The organism is Enterobacter ludwigii, assembly GCA_023023105.1.
GTDB lineage: Bacteria > Pseudomonadota > Gammaproteobacteria > Enterobacterales > Enterobacteriaceae > Enterobacter > Enterobacter adelaidei.
In genome coordinates this window covers 4,516,208-4,538,150 of the sequence record CP083824.1, presented here as the reverse complement: position 1 = coordinate 4,538,150, position 21,943 = coordinate 4,516,208, and the positions used below count along the sequence as shown (strand labels likewise).

Genomic DNA, 21,943 nt, shown 5'->3' with positions numbered 1-21,943 from the left:
AAACATCTTCGGGTTGTGAGGTTAAGCGACTAAGCGTACACGGTGGATGCCCTGGCAGTCAGAGGCGATGAAGGACGTGCTAATCTGCGAAAAGCGCCGGCGAGGTGATATGAACCTTTGACCCGGCGATGTCCGAATGGGGAAACCCAGTGTGATTCGTCACACTATCGTTAACTGAATACATAGGTTAACGAGGCGAACCGGGGGAACTGAAACATCTAAGTACCCCGAGGAAAAGAAATCAACCGAGATTCCCCCAGTAGCGGCGAGCGAACGGGGAGCAGCCCAGAGTCTGAATCAGCTTGTGTGTTAGTGGAACGGTCTGGAAAGTCCGACGGTACAGGGTGATAGTCCCGTACACGAAAATGCACAGGTTGTGAACTCGAAGAGTAGGGCGGGACACGTGGTATCCTGTCTGAATATGGGGGGACCATCCTCCAAGGCTAAATACTCCTGACTGACCGATAGTGAACCAGTACCGTGAGGGAAAGGCGAAAAGAACCCCGGCGAGGGGAGTGAAAAAGAACCTGAAACCGTGTACGTACAAGCAGTGGGAGCACCTTCGTGGTGTGACTGCGTACCTTTTGTATAATGGGTCAGCGACTTATATTCTGTAGCAAGGTTAACCGTATAGGGGAGCCGAAGGGAAACCGAGTCTTAACTGGGCGTTAAGTTGCAGGGTATAGACCCGAAACCCGGTGATCTAGCCATGGGCAGGTTGAAGGTTGGGTAACACTAACTGGAGGACCGAACCGACTAATGTTGAAAAATTAGCGGATGACTTGTGGCTGGGGGTGAAAGGCCAATCAAACCGGGAGATAGCTGGTTCTCCCCGAAAGCTATTTAGGTAGCGCCTCGTGAACTCATCTTCGGGGGTAGAGCACTGTTTCGGCTAGGGGGCCATCCCGGCTTACCAACCCGATGCAAACTACGAATACCGAAGAATGTTATCACGGGAGACACACGGCGGGTGCTAACGTCCGTCGTGAAGAGGGAAACAACCCAGACCGCCAGCTAAGGTCCCAAAGTCATGGTTAAGTGGGAAACGATGTGGGAAGGCACAGACAGCCAGGATGTTGGCTTAGAAGCAGCCATCATTTAAAGAAAGCGTAATAGCTCACTGGTCGAGTCGGCCTGCGCGGAAGATGTAACGGGGCTAAACCATGCACCGAAGCTGCGGCAGCGACGCTTATGCGTTGTTGGGTAGGGGAGCGTTCTGTAAGCCGTTGAAGGTGTCCTGTGAGGGATGCTGGAGGTATCAGAAGTGCGAATGCTGACATAAGTAACGATAATGCGGGTGAAAAGCCCGCACGCCGGAAGACCAAGGGTTCCTGTCCAACGTTAATCGGGGCAGGGTGAGTCGACCCCTAAGGCGAGGCCGAAAGGCGTAGTCGATGGGAAACAGGTTAATATTCCTGTACTTGGTGTTACTGCGAAGGGGGGACGGAGAAGGCTATGTTAGCCGGGCGACGGTTGTCCCGGTTTAAGCATGTAGGCGGAGGTTCCAGGTAAATCCGGTACCTTATTAACGCTGAGGTGTGATGACGAGGCACTACGGTGCTGAAGTAACAAATGCCCTGCTTCCAGGAAAAGCCTCTAAGCATCAGGTAACATCAAATCGTACCCCAAACCGACACAGGTGGTCAGGTAGAGAATACCAAGGCGCTTGAGAGAACTCGGGTGAAGGAACTAGGCAAAATGGTGCCGTAACTTCGGGAGAAGGCACGCTGATATGTAGGTGAAGCCCCTGCGGGTGGAGCTGAAATCAGTCGAAGATACCAGCTGGCTGCAACTGTTTATTAAAAACACAGCACTGTGCAAACACGAAAGTGGACGTATACGGTGTGACGCCTGCCCGGTGCCGGAAGGTTAATTGATGGGGTTAGCGGTAACGCGAAGCTCTTGATCGAAGCCCCGGTAAACGGCGGCCGTAACTATAACGGTCCTAAGGTAGCGAAATTCCTTGTCGGGTAAGTTCCGACCTGCACGAATGGCGTAATGATGGCCAGGCTGTCTCCACCCGAGACTCAGTGAAATTGAACTCGCTGTGAAGATGCAGTGTACCCGCGGCAAGACGGAAAGACCCCGTGAACCTTTACTATAGCTTGACACTGAACACTGGTCCTTGATGTGTAGGATAGGTGGGAGGCTTTGAAGCGTGGACGCCAGTCTGCGTGGAGCCGCCCTTGAAATACCACCCTTTAATGGCTGGTGTTCTAACGTAGACCCGTAATCCGGGTTGCGGACAGTGTCTGGTGGGTAGTTTGACTGGGGCGGTCTCCTCCCAAAGAGTAACGGAGGAGCACGAAGGTTAGCTAATCCTGGTCGGACATCAGGAGGTTAGTGCAATGGCATAAGCTAGCTTGACTGCGAGAGTGACGGCTCGAGCAGGTGCGAAAGCAGGTCATAGTGATCCGGTGGTTCTGAATGGAAGGGCCATCGCTCAACGGATAAAAGGTACTCCGGGGATAACAGGCTGATACCGCCCAAGAGTTCATATCGACGGCGGTGTTTGGCACCTCGATGTCGGCTCATCACATCCTGGGGCTGAAGTAGGTCCCAAGGGTATGGCTGTTCGCCATTTAAAGTGGTACGCGAGCTGGGTTTAGAACGTCGTGAGACAGTTCGGTCCCTATCTGCCGTGGGCGCTGGAGAATTGAGGGGGGCTGCTCCTAGTACGAGAGGACCGGAGTGGACGCATCACTGGTGTTCGGGTTGTCATGCCAATGGCACTGCCCGGTAGCTAAATGCGGAAGAGATAAGTGCTGAAAGCATCTAAGCACGAAACTTGCCCCGAGATGAGTTCTCCCTGACTCCTTGAGAGTCCTGAAGGAACGTTGAAGACTACGACGTTGATAGGTCGGGTGTGTAAGCGCAGCGATGCGTTGAGCTAACCGATACTAATGAACCGTGAGGCTTAACCTTACAACGCCGAAGCTGTTTCGGCGAAGAGACAGACAATCAAATTTCAGCTCTGATACAGATTAACAGAATTTGCCTGGCGGCTTTAGCGCGGTGGTCCCACCTGACCCCATGCCGAACTCAGAAGTGAAACGCCGTAGCGCCGATGGTAGTGTGGGGTCTCCCCATGTGAGAGTAGGGAACTGCCAGGCATCAAATTAAGTAGTAAGCCGGTGCATAAATCCGGTGGTTACAGCAGTCTTCGGTGGAGCGGTAGTTCAGTCGGTTAGAATACCTGCCTGTCACGCAGGGGGTCGCGGGTTCGAGTCCCGTCCGTTCCGCCACTTATTAAGACATTAAGCCTGCCTTATTGGCAGGCTTAATGGCAAAAAACTTTAGGGGCGTAGCTCAGTTGGTAGAGCACCGGTCTCCAAAACCGGGTGTCGCGAGTTCGAGTCTCTCCGCCCCTGCCATATATAATCCTTTGCTCCGGCAAAGGATTTTTTTTGCCTGAAACACTGCAGAAAACTCTCTTCTTAATTTTCAGCCAGCATTCCTGCTGGCTGATGTATCAATCTATTACATTGATTTTTAATAGATCTTTTATCTGTGATTGTTTATCACTGTTTTGCAGCCAAATCGCATACAGCGGCCTGGTAAGCGTTGTGGAATCCAATACAGTGTGAAGCCCGGCTTTAGCATCAGCCCAGCGGACAGGTAACCAGGTGCAACCCTTCAGCAAGGAAAGTTGCTGGCAGGCGATCTCTGCAGAGCTGGTTGTTAACTGCGGAACATCATCAACTGCAATCAACCCCGTCTCGTGCTGCTGAAAATCAGGCCCCCACTCCAGTCGCAAATAGGTCAAGTCTGCCTTCATCATTGAAGGTTCAGAAGCATAAAGCGCCAGGCCAAACTGACCCACAATCTGGCTGCTAAATTCGTCCATCTTGGGGGCTTCGGTTGTGATCAGAAGATCAAGCTGGCGTTCATGAAGTTGCTTAACCAGCGACTGCCGTTGTGCAATCCTGGCTTCAAATTGCAAATGCCCATGAGAATGATATAGCCGGGTAAGCCATTGACTTAGCATGCATTCCCACAGTGACGCACTGGCCCCTATTGAAAACTCATTATGCCTGGAAGTATGTGCAACCTCTTTGCGGGCAGCCTGCCAGGTATTCATCAGCGTTTCTGCGTACGGGAGCAGTTTCTCTCCGGCAGGGGTTAAACGTATGTTGTTGCGATGGCGGGTAAAAAGATTCACGCCCAGTTGGTTTTCCAGCTGTCGAATACGAAAACTGACTGCTGACTGCGTAAGGTAAAGGGCTTCAGCTGCTCGCCCAAAGTGGCGCGTTCTGCTCACTTCAAGGAAAGTTTTTAGCAATTCCGTATCCACATCTTTCTCCGCAAAATTATTTGTCGTTATGATTTAAATGTTTTGTTTTACACTCTGTCAAGCGTAACTAATACTCCGCGCCATAAATAGCTCGGCCAAAGAATTAGGAGCGTGTAGGATGGCGGAAAGCTTTACGACGACTAATCGTTTTTTCGACAATAAACATTATCCGCGCGGGTTCTCTCGTCACGGCGATTTCACCATCAAAGAAGCTCAACTGCTTGAGCGCCATGGTTATGCCTTTAACGAGCTGGATCTGGGTAAGCGTGAACCTGCAACTGAAGACGAAAAACAGTTTGTTTCTGTTTGCCGTGGCGAGCGTGAGCCGCAGTCTGAAGCGGAACGTGTATGGATCAAGTACATGGCGCGCATTAAGCGTCCAAAGCGCTTCCATACGCTGTCTGGCGGTAAGCCGCAGATGGAAGGTGCAGAAGACTACACCGAGTCTGACGACTAATAAAAAAGGGGCTACGGCCCCTTTTTTACGCCAGTAACTTTTGCAGGTGCAAAAGCAGACGATCGATTGCACGATAGCTCAACGCTTCCTGCAGATGTTGTCTCTCAATTTCATTACACCTTTCCACATCGGCGATAGTTCGGGCGACTTTTAAGAGACGCTGCCACGCACGAATTGAGAGCCCAAATCGCGTCAATGTTTCTTCCAGCCAGTTTGCATCCTCAGCCTTTAGCTGGCAAAACTGCCGAATCTCAGCATTATCCAGACGGGCATTCAGTTTATTTTGACGTATATACTGTTGGGCCTGAGCGGCGATAACCCGCTCGCGAACCTCTACCGTGCTCTCCCCTCTGACGCTACTCTGGCTGAGCAGGCCAGGGGGAGGCAAAGGGATCTCAAGGGATAAATCGAAACGATCCAGAAAAGGGCCAGAGAGTTTCCCCAGATATCGCAGCGTCTGCTCAGGCGTACAGCGATTATGATTACCCTGATAATGTCCTGACGGGCTGGGGTTCATTGCTGCAACCAGCTGGAACTGCGCGGGGTAGCTTATTTTGGCACGTGTACGGGAGATATGAATTTCACCCGATTCGATAGGCTCCCTCAGAGCATCCAGCACTCGCCTTTCAAACTCAGGCAGCTCATCAAGAAACAGAATGCCATTGTGGGCCAGTGAGATCTCTCCCGGCCCCGGTATAGAACCTCCCCCTACCATGGCTGTTAGTGAGGCACTGTGATGCGGAGAGCGGAAGGGGCGACGTCGCCACTGTTTTTGTAACGACACAGAACTCACCAGGCTAAATATCGCAGCGCTTTCAAGTGCCTCATGGTTATTGAGTGGGGGAAGCAGACCATTCAATCTGCTCGCCAGCATCGTTTTCCCTGTACCCGGCGGACCAATCAACAGCAGGTTATGCCCTCCGGCAGCGGTAATCTCCAGTGCCCGTTTCCCCTGCTCCTGACCGATAATATCACTGAGATCGTCCAGGCTTTCAGGTAGGAGATCCCCTGTTTCTTCAGGCTCTGCTAACTCATGTCGCCCCTCAAGATATGCACAGACCTCCTGCAAGTGCCCTGCTATCAGGCATCCTTTTTCGGCTATCAGGCTCACCTCGGAACCATTTTCATTGGCAACAATGATTTGTCGACCAGCACGAATGGCTTCCAGTGCACCTGAGATTGCACCAGGAACGCCCCTCAATGCACCTGTAAGCGCCAGTTCACCGATGAACTCATACGACCCTAACCTGGACGCATTAAGCTGTTCAGAGGCCGCGAGAAGCGCTATAGCGATAGGTAAATCATATCGACCTCCCTCTTTGGGTAGGTCCGCAGGCGCCAGGTTGATAGTGATCTTCTTTGCGGGGAAGGTATAACCGCTATTGATGATTGCGCTGCGTACCCGATCTCTGGCTTCTTTCACCGTTGTTTCCGGCAAGCCGACGAGCGTTAATCCGGGAAGCCCATTGCTCAGATGGACCTCTACGGAAATCAGCGGTGCTTTGACTCCAATAGCCGCACGCGTATAAACAACTGACAGTGACATAAGCACCTCCTTGAGGGCCGACTATGCCAGTATCTCGATCACACCTTTAGTGTCAGTTCTGTGTTTTACGACGCTTGTTCCAGGCTTTTGGCGACAAAATGCAACCATTACGTCTTGGCGGAAGCCTTCTCGCAGAAAAAGAGCGGTTCGTTTTGATGACCTGAGTACGCTTGAAATTATGAAAAATATTCACACTCTGTTTTTCTCATATAAAACAATGATTTTTCGGAATATGATTTGTGTGCTAATCAAAATGGTCATAAATAAATCTTGTGTTTGATTTAAAAACTGTGATAACTCTTTAGGTATTCCTTCGAACAAGATGCAAAAAGAACTGAAAATGACAGCCCTTCTACGAGTGATTAGCCTGGTCGTGATTAGCGTGGTGGTGATTATTATCCCACCGTGCGGGGCTGCACTTGGACGAGGAAAGGCTTAGAAATCAAGCCTTAACGAACTAAGACCCCTGCACCGAAAGGTCCGGGGGTTTTTTTATGACTAAAAAACTTAAGCGAGGAGCAGAGAATGAACACTAGCACAAAATTCTGTTTCTCCCGATTTATGACGGGGAACTAACTATGAATGGGGCACAGTGGGTAGTACATGCGTTGCGCGCGCAGGGAGTCGAGACAGTATTCGGTTATCCGGGTGGCGCAATTATGCCGATTTACGATGCATTGTATGACGGCGGCGTGGAACACCTGTTGTGCCGACACGAGCAGGGCGCAGCAATGGCAGCCATTGGTTATGCGCGGGCTACCGGCAAAACTGGGGTTTGCATGGCAACCTCAGGACCGGGTGCAACCAACCTGATCACCGGTCTGGCTGATGCACTGCTCGACTCTGTTCCTGTCGTGGCAATCACTGGTCAGGTCGCTTCTCCGTTTATCGGTACCGATGCCTTCCAGGAAGTGGATGTACTTGGTTTATCGCTGGCTTGCACCAAACACAGTTTCCTCGTCCAGTCTCTGGAAGAGTTGCCGCGTGTGATGGCTGAAGCATTTGCTGTTGCCAGTTCTGGCCGTCCTGGCCCGGTTCTTGTGGATATCCCCAAAGATATCCAGGTGGCTCTCGGCGATCTGGAACCGCACTTCTCCACCGTTGAAAGCGACGATGTGTTTCCACATGAGGACGTTGCAGAGGCGCGCCAGATGCTGGCGCAGGCAAAACAGCCGATGCTGTACGTCGGCGGTGGCGTAGGCATGGCACAGGCCGTTCCAGCCCTGCGCGAATTTATCGCAACAACGCAGATGCCAGCGACCTGCACGCTGAAAGGTCTGGGCGCGGTAGATGCTGACTATCCGTACTACCTCGGTATGCTGGGGATGCACGGCACCAAAGCCGCAAACCTGGCGGTGCAGGAGTGCGATCTGCTCATCGCCGTAGGGGCACGTTTCGATGACCGCGTCACCGGCAAGCTGAACACCTTCGCGCCGAATGCCAAAGTTATCCATATGGATATCGACCCGGCGGAGATGAACAAGCTGCGTCAGGCGCATGTCGCCTTGCAGGGCGATCTCAATGCGCTGTTACCGGCATTACAGCAGCCGCTGGACATTAACGCATGGCGTCAGCACACCGCCGATATGCGCGCTGAGCATGCCTGGCGTTACGACCACCCCGGTGAGGCCATCTACGCACCGCTGCTGTTGAAACAGTTGTCCGATCGTAAACCCGCAGACAGCGTCGTTACCACCGACGTGGGCCAGCATCAGATGTGGTCAGCCCAGCACATGACCTACACTCGCCCGGAAAATTTCATCACTTCCAGCGGGTTAGGGACGATGGGCTTCGGTTTGCCAGCAGCAGTGGGCGCGCAGGTTGCCCGACCGAACGATACCGTTATCTGTATCTCCGGTGATGGCTCCTTCATGATGAATGTTCAGGAGCTGGGCACCGTGAAGCGTAAGCAGTTGCCGCTGAAAATCGTGTTACTCGATAACCAGCGTTTAGGGATGGTTCGTCAGTGGCAACAGTTGTTCTTCCAGGAGCGTTACAGCGAAACCACCCTGACCGATAACCCCGATTTCCTCACTCTGGCCAGCGCCTTTGGCATCCCTGGCCAGCACATTACCCGTAAAGACCAGGTTGAAGCAGCACTCGACACCATGCTGTCAAGCGAAGGGCCTTACCTGCTTCATGTCTCAATCGACGAGCTTGAGAATGTCTGGCCGTTGGTACCGCCAGGTGCCAGTAACTCACAAATGCTGGAGAAATTATCATGATGCAACATCAGGTCGCCGTGCAGGCTCGCTTCAATCCAGAAACCTTAGAACGCGTTTTGCGTGTGGTCCGTCATCGTGGTTTTCAGATTTGCTCTATGAATATGGAGACGGCCACTGATGCGCAAAATATCAGTATCGAATTAACCGTTGCCAGTCCGCGCCCGGTCGACTTACTGTTTAGTCAGTTATCAAAGCTGGTAGACGTTGCCCATGTAGCCATCTGCCAGAGCACAACCACATCACAACAAATCCGCGCTTAAGCGTGACAGGACGAAAAAATGACGACAAAAAAAGCTGATTACATTTGGTTCAACGGTGAGATGGTTCGCTGGGAGGACGCGAAGGTTCACGTGATGTCCCACGCGCTGCACTACGGTACGTCTGTGTTTGAAGGCATCCGTTGCTATGACTCTCACAAAGGGCCAGTGGTGTTCCGTCATCGTGAACATATGCAGCGTCTGCATGACTCAGCCAAAATTTATCGTTTCCCGGTTTCCCAGAGCGTTGATGAGCTGATGGAAGCCTGCCGTGACGTGATCCGTAAAAACAACCTGACCAGCGCGTATATTCGTCCGCTGGTGTTTGTGGGTGATGTGGGCATGGGCGTTAACCCACCAGCAGGCTATACCACCGATGTGATCATTGCCGCGTTCCCATGGGGTGCTTACCTGGGAGCGGAGGCCCTGGAGCAGGGGATCGACGCAATGGTCTCTTCCTGGAACCGCGTTGCGCCGAACACCATCCCGACCGCGGCTAAAGCGGGCGGTAACTACCTCTCCTCACTGCTGGTCGGTAGCGAAGCGCGCCGTCACGGCTATCAGGAAGGTATTGCCCTTGACGTGAATGGCTACATCTCAGAAGGTGCGGGCGAAAACTTGTTTGAAGTAAAAGATGGCATTCTGTTCACGCCACCATTTACCTCGTCCGCGCTGCCGGGCATCACCCGTGACGCCATCATCAAGCTGGCGAAAGATCTGGGTATCGAAATGCGCGAGCAGGTACTGTCCCGCGAATCTCTCTACCTGGCGGATGAAGTCTTTATGTCCGGTACTGCGGCTGAAATTACGCCGGTACGCAGCGTAGACGGTATCCAGGTGGGCGAAGGCCGCTGCGGCCCGGTCACCAAACGTATTCAGCAAGCCTTCTTTGGCCTCTTCACCGGTGAAACAGAAGATAAATACGGCTGGTTGGATCAGGTTAATCACTAAGTATAAATATGGGACGGCACGCACCGTCCCATTTAAATAGTCAGACGGGAGTAAATAAAGCATGCCTAAGTATCGTTCAGCCACCACCACCCACGGCCGTAACATGGCGGGTGCTCGCGCACTGTGGCGCGCCACCGGAATGACCGACGCCGATTTCGGCAAGCCAATTATCGCCGTGGTGAACTCCTTTACCCAGTTTGTGCCTGGTCACGTGCACCTGCGCGATCTCGGTAAACTGGTTGCCGAGCAAATCGAAGCCGCTGGCGGTGTGGCGAAAGAGTTCAACACCATTGCGGTGGATGACGGTATTGCGATGGGTCACGGGGGCATGCTCTATTCACTGCCATCTCGCGAACTGATCGCCGACTCAGTGGAATACATGGTTAACGCCCACTGCGCGGATGCGATGGTCTGTATCTCCAACTGTGACAAAATCACCCCAGGGATGCTGATGGCTTCCCTGCGTCTGAACATTCCGGTGATCTTCGTCTCCGGCGGCCCTATGGAAGCTGGAAAAACCAAGCTTTCCGACAAAATCATCAAGCTCGACCTGGTTGATGCGATGATTCAGGGCGCGGACCCGAAAGTCTCTGATGAGCAGAGTGAGCAGGTGGAACGCTCCGCGTGCCCGACCTGCGGCTCCTGCTCCGGGATGTTCACCGCCAACTCCATGAACTGCCTGACCGAAGCGCTCGGCCTGTCGCAGCCGGGCAACGGCTCGCTGCTGGCGACCCACGCCGATCGTAAACAGTTGTTCCTCAACGCCGGTAAACGCATTGTTGAGCTGACGAAACGCTACTACGAGCAGGACGACGCCAGCGCGCTGCCGCGAAATATCGCCAGCAAAGCGGCGTTCGAAAACGCTATGACGCTGGATATCGCCATGGGCGGTTCCACCAACACTGTGCTGCACCTGCTGGCCGCCGCGCAGGAAGCCGAAATCGACTTCACCATGAGCGACATCGACAAGCTGTCCCGCAAAGTGCCTCAGCTGTGTAAAGTCGCGCCGAGTACCCAGAAGTACCACATGGAAGACGTGCACCGTGCCGGTGGCGTAATCGGTATTTTGGGCGAGCTGGACCGCGCCGGGCTGCTGAACCGTGACGTGAAAAACGTGCTTGGCCTGTCGCTGCCGGAGTCGCTGGACCAGTACGACGTGATGCTGACCAAAGACGACGCGGTGAAAAAGATGTTCCGCGCGGGTCCAGCGGGTATTCGCACCACCCAGGCGTTCTCGCAGGACTGCCGCTGGGACACCCTGGATGACGATCGCGCCGAAGGCTGCATCCGCTCGCTGGAACACGCCTACAGCAAAGACGGTGGTCTGGCCGTGCTGTACGGTAACTTTGCGGAAAACGGCTGCATCGTGAAAACCGCAGGCGTGGACGACAGCATCCTGAAATTCACCGGCCCGGCAAAAGTGTATGAAAGCCAGGACGAGGCGGTAGAGGCGATTCTCGGTGGCAAAGTGGTGGAAGGTGATGTGGTGGTGATCCGCTACGAAGGTCCGAAAGGCGGGCCGGGTATGCAGGAGATGCTTTACCCAACCACCTTCCTGAAATCCATGGGACTCGGTAAAGCTTGCGCACTGATCACTGATGGTCGATTCTCTGGCGGTACGTCCGGCTTGTCCATCGGCCACGTTTCCCCTGAAGCAGCGAGTGGCGGCAACATCGCCATTATCGAAGATGGCGACCTGATCGAAATCGATATTCCAAATCGCGGTATCCAGCTGAAGCTCAGCGACCAGGAAATTGCGGCTCGTCGTGAGGCGCAAGAAGCGCGCGGCGACAAAGCCTGGACGCCGAAAGATCGTCAGCGTGAAGTCTCCTTCGCCCTGCGTGCTTACGCGAGCCTTGCCACCAGTGCAGATAAAGGCGCGGTGCGCGATAAATCGAAACTTGGGGGCTAATGATGGCCGAATCACAACCCTTATCTGCCGCCCCTGAGGGGGCGGAATATTTAAGAGCGGTGCTACGCGCGCCGGTCTATGAAGCGGTGCAGGTCACCCCGCTGCAGAAAATGGAAAAACTCTCTTCGCGCCTTGATAACGTGATCCTGGTGAAGCGCGAAGACCGTCAGCCAGTACACAGTTTTAAGCTGCGCGGGGCCTACGCGATGATGGCCGGGTTAACCGACGAGCAAAAAGCACGCGGCGTAATTACCGCCTCTGCAGGTAACCACGCTCAGGGCGTCGCATTCTCCTCTGCTCGCTTAGGGTTGAAAGCGCTGATCGTGATGCCGGTCGCTACCGCAGACATCAAAGTCGATGCGGTGCGAGGTTTTGGCGGTGAAGTGCTGCTCCACGGGGCTAACTTCGACGAAGCAAAAGCCAAAGCGATTGAGCTGGCGCAGCAGCAGGGGTTCACCTGGGTGCCGCCGTTCGATCACCCGATGGTGATTGCCGGGCAGGGCACGCTGGCGCTGGAGCTGCTGCAACAGGATGCCCATCTTGACCGCGTGTTTGTACCGGTCGGCGGCGGCGGCCTGGCTGCGGGCGTGGCGGTGCTGATCAAACAGCTGATGCCGCAGATCAAAGTCATCGCCGTTGAAGCGGAAGATTCTGCCTGCCTGAAAGCGGCGCTGGATGCCGGTCATCCGGTAGACCTGCCGCGCGTCGGGCTGTTTGCCGAGGGCGTGGCGGTGAAGCGCATTGGGGATGAAACCTTCCGCCTGTGCCAGGAGTATCTTGACGATATTGTCACGGTTGATAGCGACGCGATCTGCGCGGCGATGAAAGATCTGTTCGAGGATGTTCGCGCGGTGGCGGAACCGTCCGGCGCGCTGGCGCTGGCGGGGATGAAAAAATACATCGCTCAGCACAACATTCGCGGCGAACGCCTGGCGCATGTGCTCTCCGGTGCTAACGTTAATTTCCACGGTCTGCGCTATGTTTCAGAGCGCTGCGAGCTGGGTGAACAGCGAGAAGCACTGTTGGCGGTGACCATCCCGGAAGAGAAGGGCAGCTTCCTGAAATTCTGCCAGCTACTCGGCGGCCGCTCAGTGACGGAATTTAACTACCGTTTTGCTGACGCCAAAGATGCGTGCATTTTTGTCGGTGTGCGCCTGAGTCGCGGTCTGGAAGAACGCAAAGAGATCCTCAATCTGCTGCATGAGGGCGGCTATAGCGTTGTTGATCTCTCTGACGACGAGATGGCGAAGCTGCACGTGCGCTACATGGTGGGCGGACGTCCATCGAAACCGCTCAAGGAACGTCTGTTCAGCTTTGAGTTTCCGGAATCTCCGGGCGCACTGCTTAAGTTCCTGCATACGCTGGGTACGCACTGGAACATCTCTTTGTTCCACTACCGCAGCCACGGCACGGACTATGGTCGCGTGCTGGCAGCGTTTGAACTGGGCGAACATGAGCCTGATTTCGAAACGCGGCTGAACGAACTGGGCTATGACTGTCACGATGAGACGCATAACCCGGCGTTCAGGTTCTTCCTCGCGGGTTAATGGTTTGGCAGGATCTGCCAGAACGCATCAATAAGCGGCTCATGCAGCCGCTTTTTTTGTGCACACACGCCAAGCTCAAACGGTGTTTTCTCGTCGCTGCGTTCCAGAATCATCACGCGGTTACGTACCGGCTCCGGGCTGTTTTCCAGCACCACTTCCGGCAGCAGCGCCACGCCGCAGCCGAGCGCCACCATTGAGACCATCGCCTCATGTCCACCGACTGTTGCGTAAATCGACGGATTGCTGATCTTCTGGCGGCGGAACCAGAGCTCAATACGGCGGCGTACCGGTCCCTGATCGGCCATGATAAACGGCACCGTTGACCAGTCCGGTTTCTCCACCGATACCTGATTACGCACCGGGCAGGGCAGTGCCGGGGCAATCAGCACTACCGCCAGGTTCTCCAGCATTGAAAATGCCACCGCACCCGGCAAGGTTTCGGGTTTCCCGGCAATGGCGAGATCCGCTTCGCCAGTCACCACTTTTTCCATTGCATCGGCGGCGTCGCCGGTGGTGAGCTTAATTTCAACCGACGGATGCGCCGCGCGGAAGCGGTCGAGAATGGGCGGCAGATGGCTATAGGCGGCGGTCACGGAGCAGAAAATATGCAGCTCACCGGAAAGTGACGGCCCCTGCTGGTCAATCGAGTGCCGCAGCTGCTGGTACTGCAACAGCGTCTGCTGGGCAAAAATGCGCAGTTCTTCACCCGCTTCCGTGAGGGTAACGGTACGGTTATCACGCACAAACAGCGGCTGGCCGAGATCTTCCTCAAGGCGCTGGATTTGCCGCGAAAGCGTAGAGGGGCTGACGTGCATCGCCCGGGCGCTGCGGCCAAAGTGGCGGCTTTCCGCAAGATGCAGGAACATTTTCAGATCGCGTAAATCCACTGATGTCACTCCCCTTTTTTACATTGCAGATATTGCAACGTGACGTTGTGAATATATCAATTTCCGCAATGAATTTCCTGTTGTAATGTGGGTACATTCTCGCTGAACAGCGAACCGAACAATAAGACACACAACATCACGAGGTATCACCCATGGCTAACTACTTTAATACACTGAACTTGCGCCAGCAGCTGGCGCAGCTGGGCAAATGCCGCTTCATGGCGCGCGACGAATTTGCCGATGGCGCGAGCTACCTTCAGGGTAAAAAAGTGGTCATCGTCGGCTGTGGCGCACAGGGTCTGAACCAGGGCCTGAACATGCGTGACTCCGGTCTGGATATCTCCTACGCCCTGCGTAAAGAAGCGATTGCCGAGAAGCGTGCTTCCTGGCGTAAAGCGACCGAAAACGGCTTTAAAGTGGGTACCTACGAAGAGCTGATCCCGCAGGCGGATTTGGTGGTTAACCTGACGCCAGACAAACAGCACTCTGACGTTGTGCGTTCCGTACAGCCGCTGATGAAAGATGGCGCGGCGCTGGGTTATTCCCACGGTTTCAACATCGTTGAAGTGGGCGAGCAGATCCGTAAAGACATCACCGTTGTGATGGTGGCTCCGAAGTGCCCAGGTACGGAAGTCCGTGAAGAGTACAAACGTGGCTTCGGCGTGCCAACCCTGATCGCGGTTCACCCGGAAAACGATCCAAAAGGCGAAGGTATGGCGATTGCCAAAGCATGGGCTGCCGCAACCGGTGGTCACCGTGCGGGCGTGCTGGAATCTTCCTTCGTTGCAGAAGTGAAATCTGACCTGATGGGTGAGCAGACCATTCTGTGCGGCATGTTGCAGGCTGGCTCTCTGCTGTGCTTCGACAAGCTGGTGGAAGAGGGTACTGACCCTGCATACGCTGAAAAACTGATTCAATTCGGCTGGGAAACCATCACTGAAGCCCTGAAGCAGGGCGGTATTACGCTGATGATGGACCGTCTGTCTAACCCGGCGAAACTGCGTGCTTACGCATTGTCTGAACAGCTGAAAACCATCATGGCACCGCTGTTCCAGAAACATATGGACGACATCATCTCCGGTGAGTTCTCTTCCGGCATGATGGCTGACTGGGCGAATGACGATAAGAAACTGCTGACCTGGCGTGAAGAGACCGGTAAAACCGCGTTTGAAACCGCGCCACAGTATGAAGGTAAAATCGGCGAGCAGGAGTACTTCGATAAAGGCGTACTGATGATTGCCATGGTGAAAGCAGGCGTTGAGCTGGCGTTCGAAACCATGGTGGATTCCGGCATCATCGAAGAGTCTGCGTACTACGAATCACTGCACGAGCTGCCGCTGATTGCGAACACCATCGCCCGTAAGCGTCTGTACGAAATGAACGTGGTGATCTCTGATACCGCTGAGTATGGTAACTACCTGTTCTCTTACGCTTGCGTACCGCTGCTGAAAGAGTTCATGACTACGTTGCAGACAGGCGATCTGGGTAAAGCGATTGCAGAAGGTGCCGTGGATAACGCGCAGTTGCGCGATGTGAACGAAGCGATTCGCAGCCATCAGATCGAGAAAGTGGGTCATAAACTGCGTGGCTACATGACTGATATGAAACGTATCGCGGTAGCGGGTTAACAACCTTGTCGGGTGGCGCTTCGCTTACCCGACTTACAAAACGCTAAGACGTAAGCCGGGTAAGGCGCAGCCGCTACCCGGCTTTTTATTTGCGATACAGAACCTTAATAATGTGATAACCGAACTGCGTGTGCAGCGGGCCGGTTGGCTCCAGTACCGGGCAAGAGAAGACCACTTTGTCGAACGCCGGAACCATCTGACCCTGACGGAATTCACCTAAGTCACCACCGCGTTTGCCTGATGGGCAGATGGAGTGCTTCTTCGCCAGCTTACCGAAGTCGGCACCGTTCTTAATTTGCTCCAGAAGATCCAGAGCCAGTTTCTCTTCTTTAACGAGGATGTGCACTGCTGCTGCTGTTTTTGCCATGATCGTGCCTTGAATTGGTTGAAATAAATCGGGGCGCAATATACCACGCGTCAGCGGCGATACAGCACCTTAATGATATGGTAGCCAAATTTGGTTTTTACCGGGCCGTAGGGCTTCAGGAGCGGGCAGCTAAAGACTGCCTGATCGAACGGGCCGACCATCGCACCTTGTTGAAATTCCCCGAGATCCCCGCCATTGCGTCCGGACGGACATTTAGAGTAGCGCTTTGCCAGATGATCAAAGCTGATGCCGCGCTCCAGCTTGGCAAGGATCTCCTGGGCCAGTTTCTCTTCTTTTACCAGAATATGCAGGGCTGCTGCGCTCTTTTTCATGGTTCTGCTCTACGGGTTAAACGCGATTTATCCACTTTATCATTAGCCGGTAAATCTGCGCCCGGCTTTCTGCTACAATCCACACCCCGTTCGAAGATTGAGCAATATTCCCATGCGTTTAAACCCTGGACAACAACAAGCGGTCGAATTCGTTACTGGACCATGCCTGGTGCTGGCAGGGGCGGGTTCCGGTAAAACCCGCGTGATCACGAATAAAATCGCCCACTTAATTCGTGGGTGTGGCTATCAGGCACGCCACATTGCGGCGGTGACATTTACCAATAAAGCAGCGCGCGAGATGAAAGAGCGTGTTGGCCAGACGCTGGGGCGCAAAGAGGCGCGCGGGCTGATGATCTCCACCTTCCATACCCTGGGACTGGATATCATTAAACGCGAATACGCCGCACTGGGGATGAAGTCCAACTTCTCTCTTTTCGATGACACCGACCAGGTGGCGTTGCTCAAAGAGCTCACCGAAGGCCTGATCGAAGACGACAAAGTTCTGCTGCAACAGCTGATCTCGACGATCTCAAACTGGAAAAACGATCTGATGACGCCTGCACAGGCGGCAGCGAGTGCGAAGGGCGAACGGGATCGGATCTTCGCGCACTGTTATGGTCTGTACGACGCGCATATGAAAGCGTGCAACGTGTTGGATTTCGACGATCTGATCCTCCTGCCAACGCTGCTGCTTCAGCGTAATGAAGAGGTACGTGAACGCTGGCAGAACAAGATCCGCTACCTGCTGGTGGATGAATATCAGGATACCAACACCAGCCAGTACGAACTGGTGAAGCTGCTGGTGGGTCAGCGCGCGCGTTTCACCGTGGTGGGTGACGATGACCAGTCAATTTACTCCTGGCGCGGTGCGCGTCCACAAAATCTGGTGTTGTTAAGCAAAGATTTTCCTGCGTTGCAGGTGATTAAGCTGGAGCAAAACTACCGTTCTTCCGGGCGTATCCTCAAGTCGGCGAATATCCTGATCGCCAATAACCCGCATGTGTTTGAGAAGCGTCTGTTCTCCGAACTGGGTTACGGCACCGAGCTGAAAGTGCTCAGTGCCAATAATGAAGAGCATGAGGCTGAACGCGTTACCGGCGAGCTCATTGCCCACCACTTCGTGAATAAAACCGAGTACAAGGATTACGCCATTCTGTATCGCGGTAACCACCAGTCGCGCGTCTTTGAAAAGATGCTGATGCAAAACCGCATCCCCTACAAAATTTCGGGTGGTACGTCGTTCTTCTCGCGTCCTGAAATCAAGGATCTGCTGGCCTATCTGCGCGTGCTCACCAACCCGGATGATGACAGCGCGTTTCTGCGCATCGTGAACACCCCGAAACGTGAGATCGGCCCAGCGACACTACAAAAGCTTGGCGAATGGGCGATGACCCGCAACAAAAGCCTGTTTACCGCCAGCTTTGATATGGGGCTGAGTCAGACGCTGACCGGACGTGGTTACGATTCGTTAACCCGTTTCACCCACTGGCTGGGTGAAGTGCAGCGCCTTGCGGAACGTGAACCTGTCGCGGCAGTGCGCGATCTCATTCACGGTATTGATTACGAATCCTGGTTGTACGAAACCTCCGCCAGCCCGAAGGCGGCTGAGATGCGGATGAAAAACGTTAACCAGCTCTTCAGCTGGATGACCGAAATGCTGGAAGGCTCGGAGATAGATGAGCCAATGACCCTGACTCAGGTGGTCACCCGCTTTACCCTTCGCGACATGATGGAGCGTGGCGAGAGCGAGGAAGAGGCTGACCAGGTTCAGCTGATGACGTTACACGCGTCAAAAGGACTGGAGTTCCCGTATGTATATCTGGTCGGTATGGAAGAAGGTTTGCTGCCGCACCAGAGCAGCATTGATGAAGATAACGTCGACGAGGAACGCCGTCTGGCCTATGTCGGGATCACCCGTGCGCAGAAGGAGCTGACATTCACGCTGTGCAAAGAGCGCCGTCAGTATGGCGAACTGGTGCGTCCGGAACCGAGTCGTTTTCTGCTGGAGCTACCGCAGGACGATCTGATCTGGGAGCAGGAGCGCAAAGTGATTACGGCAGAAGAGCGGATGCACAAGGGGCAGGCTAACGTGGCGAACATTCGCGCGATGCTCGCGAAAGCCAAAGAGAAAGGATAATTATTCGAAGGCCGGGTATGGCGAAACCGCCACCCGGCAATGCTCAGGGTATTACTTCACTTCAAGAACCCAGTGTACATAACTCTGCCACTGGCACTCCTGTTCGATCATCTCTGCCCCAAGTGGATGATTATCAATCCAGTTTTCCGGTAACGTCAGCGAAAGCTTCTCGCCATCAGCGACCAGATTGATGGCAGGTAGCAAATCATCGCGGCGGCGGCTGGCAAACAAAATCGCCAGACGTAGCAGTCGGCAAAGATGCTCGGCCACGCGTGGCGGTACGGCGTTTTGTTGATGTAAAGAGGAGAGGTCAACGGCGTTGGTCTGGTTCAGCAGCAGGGTTGCCAGCAACTTTTTCTGTGCAGGCGTGTAGCCCGGTAAATCGAGGTTACGTACCAGATAGGCCGCATGAACAGGGGCCTGTTTGAAATCAATGCTCAGCCCCACTTCATGTAGCGCGCAGGCGCTCAGCAATAAATCACGGCTCAAAGGGTCAAGATCCCAGCCGGTGGCAACCTGATCGGCGAAGCGTGATGCCAGTTGCGCCACACGACCCGCCTGGTCGATATCAACCAGAAAACGACGCTGCACGTTGCGCAGAGTACGGCTGCGAATGTCCTGATCAACCGACAGATGCAACATCCCATAGACCAGGCCTTCTCGCAGTGCGCCGCCAGCCAGCGTCATACACTGAATGTTTAGCTCGGTGAAAATCGCAATCAGAATGGCCAGCCCGCTCGGGAAAACCAGCGCACGTTCAAGCGTCAGGCCTTCAATTTCAAGCTCTTCCAGCCGCCCACACTGAATAGCGCGCTGTTTAAGCTGCTGGAGCTTGGCAAGCGTGATCCGCTCATCCATTCCCTGCGCCATCATGATTTCCTGCAAGGCCTGCACAGTGCCAGAAGCACCCACGCAGACTTTCCAGCCGTGATAACGAAGTTCATTCATGACCGGACGCAACACCTCGCGTGCGGCATTCTCCGCCTCGTCGAAGTTTTCTTTCCCCAGATTCCGGTCAGTGAAGTAGCGCTCAAGCCAGGTCACGCAGCCCATCGACAGGCTGAACAGTGACGTTGCCTGGGCGCCGGTGCCGGTCACGAGTTCGGTGCTGGCACCGCCGATATCCACGACCAGACGGCGATCGTCACCTCCTGTCGTATGGGCAACGCCCTGATAGATCAGGCGGGCTTCTTCTTCACCGCTGATAACCTGAACCGGACACCCCAGAATTTCCTGCGCTTTAGCAATAAAATCTACGGCGTTAACTGCCAGGCGGAGCGTCGCCGTGGCGACAACGGTAATTTGGGAATGCGGGATATCCTGCAGACGCTCAGCAAAGAGCCGTAGACACTGCCAGCCACGTTCCATGGCTTCATGGGATAGGTGGTTATCGCTGCTCAGGCCCGCCGCGAGGCGGACCTTGCGCTTAATACGCGTCAGCGTTTGTATGCTTCCCGCCACCTCGCGCACAACCAGCATATGAAAACTATTCGAACCGAGATCAATTGCCGCATAAAGCGAGGTGGAACTGAGCATATTTTCTTAACCTGAACGACGACGATTACGCGGTGCGCCAGAGCGACGCGGGCCATTGCCGGAGCGGGCGCGGGAAAGGCGCTTAGGCGGCGGCAGTTCGCTTAGCAGCGCTTCCGGATTGTATTTGCTCTGCGGAATAGAGTGACCGATGTAGGTCTCAATGGCTGGAAGATTCAGCGCATACTCTTCACACGCAAGGCTAATAGAGTGACCGCTTGCGCCCGCACGACCGGTACGACCGATACGGTGAACATAGTCTTCGCAGTCATCTGGCAGGTCATAGTTAAAGACGTGCGTCACGGCTGGAATGTGTAAACCACGTGCTGCCACGTCGGTTGCGACCAGAATATCGAGATCGCCACGGGTAAATTCTTCAAGAATACGCAGGCGTTTTTTCTGCGCCACATCGCCAGTCAGCAGGCCAACACGGTGACCGTCTGCAGCCAGATGACCCCAGATGTCTTCGCAGCGGTGTTTGGTGTTCGCGAAAATAATGGCGCGGTCTGGCCACTCTTCTTCGATCAGCGTTTGCAGCAGACGCATTTTCTCTTCATTAGATGGATAGAAGAGCTCTTCTTTAATGCGGTGACCTGTTTTCTGCTCGGGCTCCACTTCCACGTATTCGGCGTTGTTCATCTGCTCGAACGCCAGCTCACGTACGCGATAAGAAAGGGTCGCGGAGAACAGCATGTTCAGACGCTGATTTGCCGGAGGCATGCGACGGAACAGCCAGCGGATGTCTTTAATGAAGCCCAGATCGTACATACGGTCAGCTTCATCCAGCACCACAACCTGGATGGCACCGAGGTTAATGTGGTTCTGTTTAGCGTAATCAATGAGGCGGCCCGTGGTACCGATCAGGATATCCACACCGCTTTCCAGCACTTTAAGCTGTTTATCGTAGCCGTCGCCGCCATAGGCCAGGCCAAGCTTCAAGCCGGTAGCCTGTGCCAGGGGCTCAGCGTCTGCATGGATCTGTACCGCCAGTTCTCGCGTTGGGGCCATAATTAGCGCACGCGGCTGGTTAACTTTGCGGTCTGCAATCGCTGGATGAGAAAGTAAATAATGAAACGTTGACGTTAAGAACGCCATCGTTTTGCCAGTACCGGTTTGCGCCTGCCCTGCAACATCGCGACCGGCCAGCGTTAGCGGCAGCGCGAGGGCCTGAATGGGCGTGCAGTTATGAAACCCTTTTTTTTCAAGGGCTTCCGTCACCTTTGGGTGCAGGGCGAAGTCGGAAAACTTCTGTTCTGTTAAATGTGTTTTGCTCATAGTGTGGTAGAATATCAGCTTACTATTGCTTTACGAAAGCGTATCCGGTGAAATAAAGTCAACCTTTAGTTGGTTAATGCGACATCAACACGTCGTTGGTGGAGACAAAACCAACGTACCAGGCTTATTCCTGTGGAGTTATATATGAGCGATAAAATTATTCACCTGACTGACGACAGTTTTGACACGGACGTACTTAAGGCTGACGGGCTGATCCTCGTCGATTTCTGGGCTGAATGGTGTGGTCCTTGCAAAATGATCGCCCCGATTCTGGATGAGATCGCCGACGAATATCAGGGCAAACTGACCGTTGCCAAGCTGAACATCGACCAGAACCCGGGCACCGCACCAAAATACGGTATCCGTGGCATTCCGACCCTGCTGCTGTTCAAAAACGGCGAAGTGGCGGCGACCAAAGTGGGCGCGCTGTCCAAAGGTCAACTGAAAGAGTTCCTCGACGCTAACCTGGCGTAAGGTTTCTCCGCTGTGCGTTCAGAGCTCCCGGCTAAATGATGAGGAACTCTGGACGCCCGGCTGAAGTCGTGCTAAGTTAGCTATGACTTCGTTTTAAACATATCTTGTTGTTTGAATCTTG

18 protein-coding genes, 2 tRNA genes and 2 rRNA genes are annotated in these 21,943 nt (G+C 54.2%); 15 read left to right on the top strand and 7 right to left on the bottom strand.

Features of this window, described 5'->3' with window-relative positions; translation table 11 throughout:
• Positions 1 to 19 precede the first annotated feature (19 nt).
• The 4 genes from LCD46_22010 (at position 20) to LCD46_21995 (ending at position 3,374) form a co-directional block, all read left to right on the top strand.
• Positions 20 to 2,925, top strand: a 23S ribosomal RNA gene (locus tag LCD46_22010).
• A gap of 72 nt (positions 2,926 to 2,997) precedes the next feature.
• Positions 2,998 to 3,113 (top strand): 5S ribosomal RNA (gene rrf / locus LCD46_22005).
• Between the two features lie 55 nt (positions 3,114 to 3,168).
• Positions 3,169 to 3,245 (top strand) — tRNA-Asp (locus LCD46_22000).
• A 53-nt stretch (positions 3,246 to 3,298) separates the two neighbouring features.
• Positions 3,299 to 3,374: transfer RNA gene (locus LCD46_21995), tRNA-Trp, on the top strand.
• A gap of 98 nt (positions 3,375 to 3,472) precedes the next feature.
• Here LCD46_21995 and hdfR read toward each other — a convergent pair.
• On the bottom strand, positions 3,473 to 4,294 hold the full coding sequence (gene hdfR, locus LCD46_21990; GenBank protein ID UOY70646.1) for an HTH-type transcriptional regulator HdfR: 822 nt from the start codon (positions 4,292 to 4,294) through the stop codon (positions 3,473 to 3,475).
• A 118-nt stretch (positions 4,295 to 4,412) separates the two neighbouring features.
• Here hdfR and LCD46_21985 point away from each other — a divergent pair, with 118 nt between their 5' ends.
• The gene (locus LCD46_21985) at positions 4,413 to 4,751 is read left to right on the top strand and encodes a DUF413 domain-containing protein (protein UOY70645.1); all 339 of its coding nucleotides are present in this window, start codon (positions 4,413 to 4,415) and stop codon (positions 4,749 to 4,751) included.
• A gap of 25 nt (positions 4,752 to 4,776) precedes the next feature.
• On the opposite strand, the gene LCD46_21980 is transcribed toward LCD46_21985, so the two are convergent.
• On the bottom strand, positions 4,777 to 6,297 hold the full coding sequence (locus LCD46_21980; protein ID UOY70644.1) for a YifB family Mg chelatase-like AAA ATPase: 1,521 nt from the start codon (positions 6,295 to 6,297) through the stop codon (positions 4,777 to 4,779).
• Between the two features lie 340 nt (positions 6,298 to 6,637).
• Between LCD46_21980 and ilvL the strand changes: the two genes are divergently transcribed.
• From ilvL to ilvA, 7 genes are all read left to right on the top strand, one after another.
• Positions 6,638 to 6,736: an ilv operon leader peptide gene (gene ilvL, locus LCD46_21975; protein UOY70643.1), complete on the top strand. Its 99-nt coding sequence runs from the start codon at positions 6,638 to 6,640 to the stop codon at positions 6,734 to 6,736.
• A gap of 86 nt (positions 6,737 to 6,822) precedes the next feature.
• Positions 6,823 to 6,873 (top strand): peptide IlvX, encoded by a 51-nt coding sequence (ilvX, locus tag LCD46_21970; GenBank protein UOY73033.1) that lies wholly within the window; start codon positions 6,823 to 6,825, stop codon positions 6,871 to 6,873.
• Positions 6,874 to 6,875: 2 nt separating this feature from the next.
• Positions 6,876 to 8,522, top strand: coding sequence for an acetolactate synthase 2 catalytic subunit (gene ilvG / locus LCD46_21965; protein UOY70642.1), 1,647 nt, complete (start codon positions 6,876 to 6,878; stop codon positions 8,520 to 8,522).
• A complete protein-coding gene (gene ilvM, locus LCD46_21960) occupies positions 8,519 to 8,782 on the top strand; it encodes an acetolactate synthase 2 small subunit (GenBank protein UOY70641.1) in 264 nt (87 codons plus the stop codon). Before ilvG ends, ilvM begins: the two co-directional genes overlap by 4 nt.
• 18 nt (positions 8,783 to 8,800) lie before the next feature.
• Entirely contained in the window at positions 8,801 to 9,730 is a 930-nt protein-coding gene (gene ilvE / locus LCD46_21955; protein ID UOY70640.1) for a branched-chain-amino-acid transaminase, read from the top strand.
• A 61-nt stretch (positions 9,731 to 9,791) separates the two neighbouring features.
• Positions 9,792 to 11,642, top strand: a complete 1,851-nt coding sequence (ilvD, locus tag LCD46_21950) for a dihydroxy-acid dehydratase (protein UOY70639.1) — start codon at positions 9,792 to 9,794, stop codon at positions 11,640 to 11,642.
• Between the two features lie 2 nt (positions 11,643 to 11,644).
• On the top strand, positions 11,645 to 13,189 hold the full coding sequence (gene ilvA / locus LCD46_21945; GenBank protein UOY73032.1) for a threonine ammonia-lyase, biosynthetic: 1,545 nt from the start codon (positions 11,645 to 11,647) through the stop codon (positions 13,187 to 13,189).
• On the opposite strand, the gene ilvY is transcribed toward ilvA, so the two are convergent.
• Positions 13,186 to 14,076, bottom strand: a complete 891-nt coding sequence (gene ilvY, locus LCD46_21940) for an HTH-type transcriptional activator IlvY (protein ID UOY70638.1) — start codon at positions 14,074 to 14,076, stop codon at positions 13,186 to 13,188. The genes ilvA and ilvY overlap by 4 nt on opposite strands.
• Positions 14,077 to 14,228: 152 nt before the next feature.
• Between ilvY and ilvC the strand changes: the two genes are divergently transcribed.
• Positions 14,229 to 15,704, top strand: coding sequence for a ketol-acid reductoisomerase (gene ilvC / locus LCD46_21935; GenBank protein UOY70637.1), 1,476 nt, complete (start codon positions 14,229 to 14,231; stop codon positions 15,702 to 15,704).
• Positions 15,705 to 15,789: 85 nt separating this feature from the next.
• Here the strand turns inward: ilvC and ppiC are convergent, their stop codons facing one another.
• The gene (gene ppiC, locus LCD46_21930) at positions 15,790 to 16,071 is read right to left on the bottom strand and encodes a peptidylprolyl isomerase PpiC (protein UOY70636.1); all 282 of its coding nucleotides are present in this window, start codon (positions 16,069 to 16,071) and stop codon (positions 15,790 to 15,792) included.
• Between the two features lie 50 nt (positions 16,072 to 16,121).
• Positions 16,122 to 16,403, bottom strand: coding sequence for a peptidylprolyl isomerase (locus LCD46_21925; protein ID UOY70635.1), 282 nt, complete (start codon positions 16,401 to 16,403; stop codon positions 16,122 to 16,124).
• Positions 16,404 to 16,515: 112 nt separating this feature from the next.
• Between LCD46_21925 and rep the strand changes: the two genes are divergently transcribed.
• Entirely contained in the window at positions 16,516 to 18,540 is a 2,025-nt protein-coding gene (rep, locus tag LCD46_21920; protein UOY70634.1) for a DNA helicase Rep, read from the top strand.
• A 51-nt stretch (positions 18,541 to 18,591) separates the two neighbouring features.
• Here the strand turns inward: rep and gppA are convergent, their stop codons facing one another.
• Together gppA and rhlB are read right to left on the bottom strand one after the other, a co-directional pair.
• On the bottom strand, positions 18,592 to 20,076 hold the full coding sequence (gppA, locus tag LCD46_21915) for a guanosine-5'-triphosphate,3'-diphosphate diphosphatase (GenBank protein ID UOY70633.1): 1,485 nt from the start codon (positions 20,074 to 20,076) through the stop codon (positions 18,592 to 18,594).
• Between the two features lie 6 nt (positions 20,077 to 20,082).
• On the bottom strand, positions 20,083 to 21,348 hold the full coding sequence (rhlB, locus tag LCD46_21910; protein UOY70632.1) for an ATP-dependent RNA helicase RhlB: 1,266 nt from the start codon (positions 21,346 to 21,348) through the stop codon (positions 20,083 to 20,085).
• Positions 21,349 to 21,492: 144 nt separating this feature from the next.
• Between rhlB and trxA the strand changes: the two genes are divergently transcribed.
• Entirely contained in the window at positions 21,493 to 21,822 is a 330-nt protein-coding gene (trxA, locus tag LCD46_21905; GenBank protein UOY70631.1) for a thioredoxin TrxA, read from the top strand.
• The last annotated feature ends 121 nt before the right edge of the window (positions 21,823 to 21,943 follow it).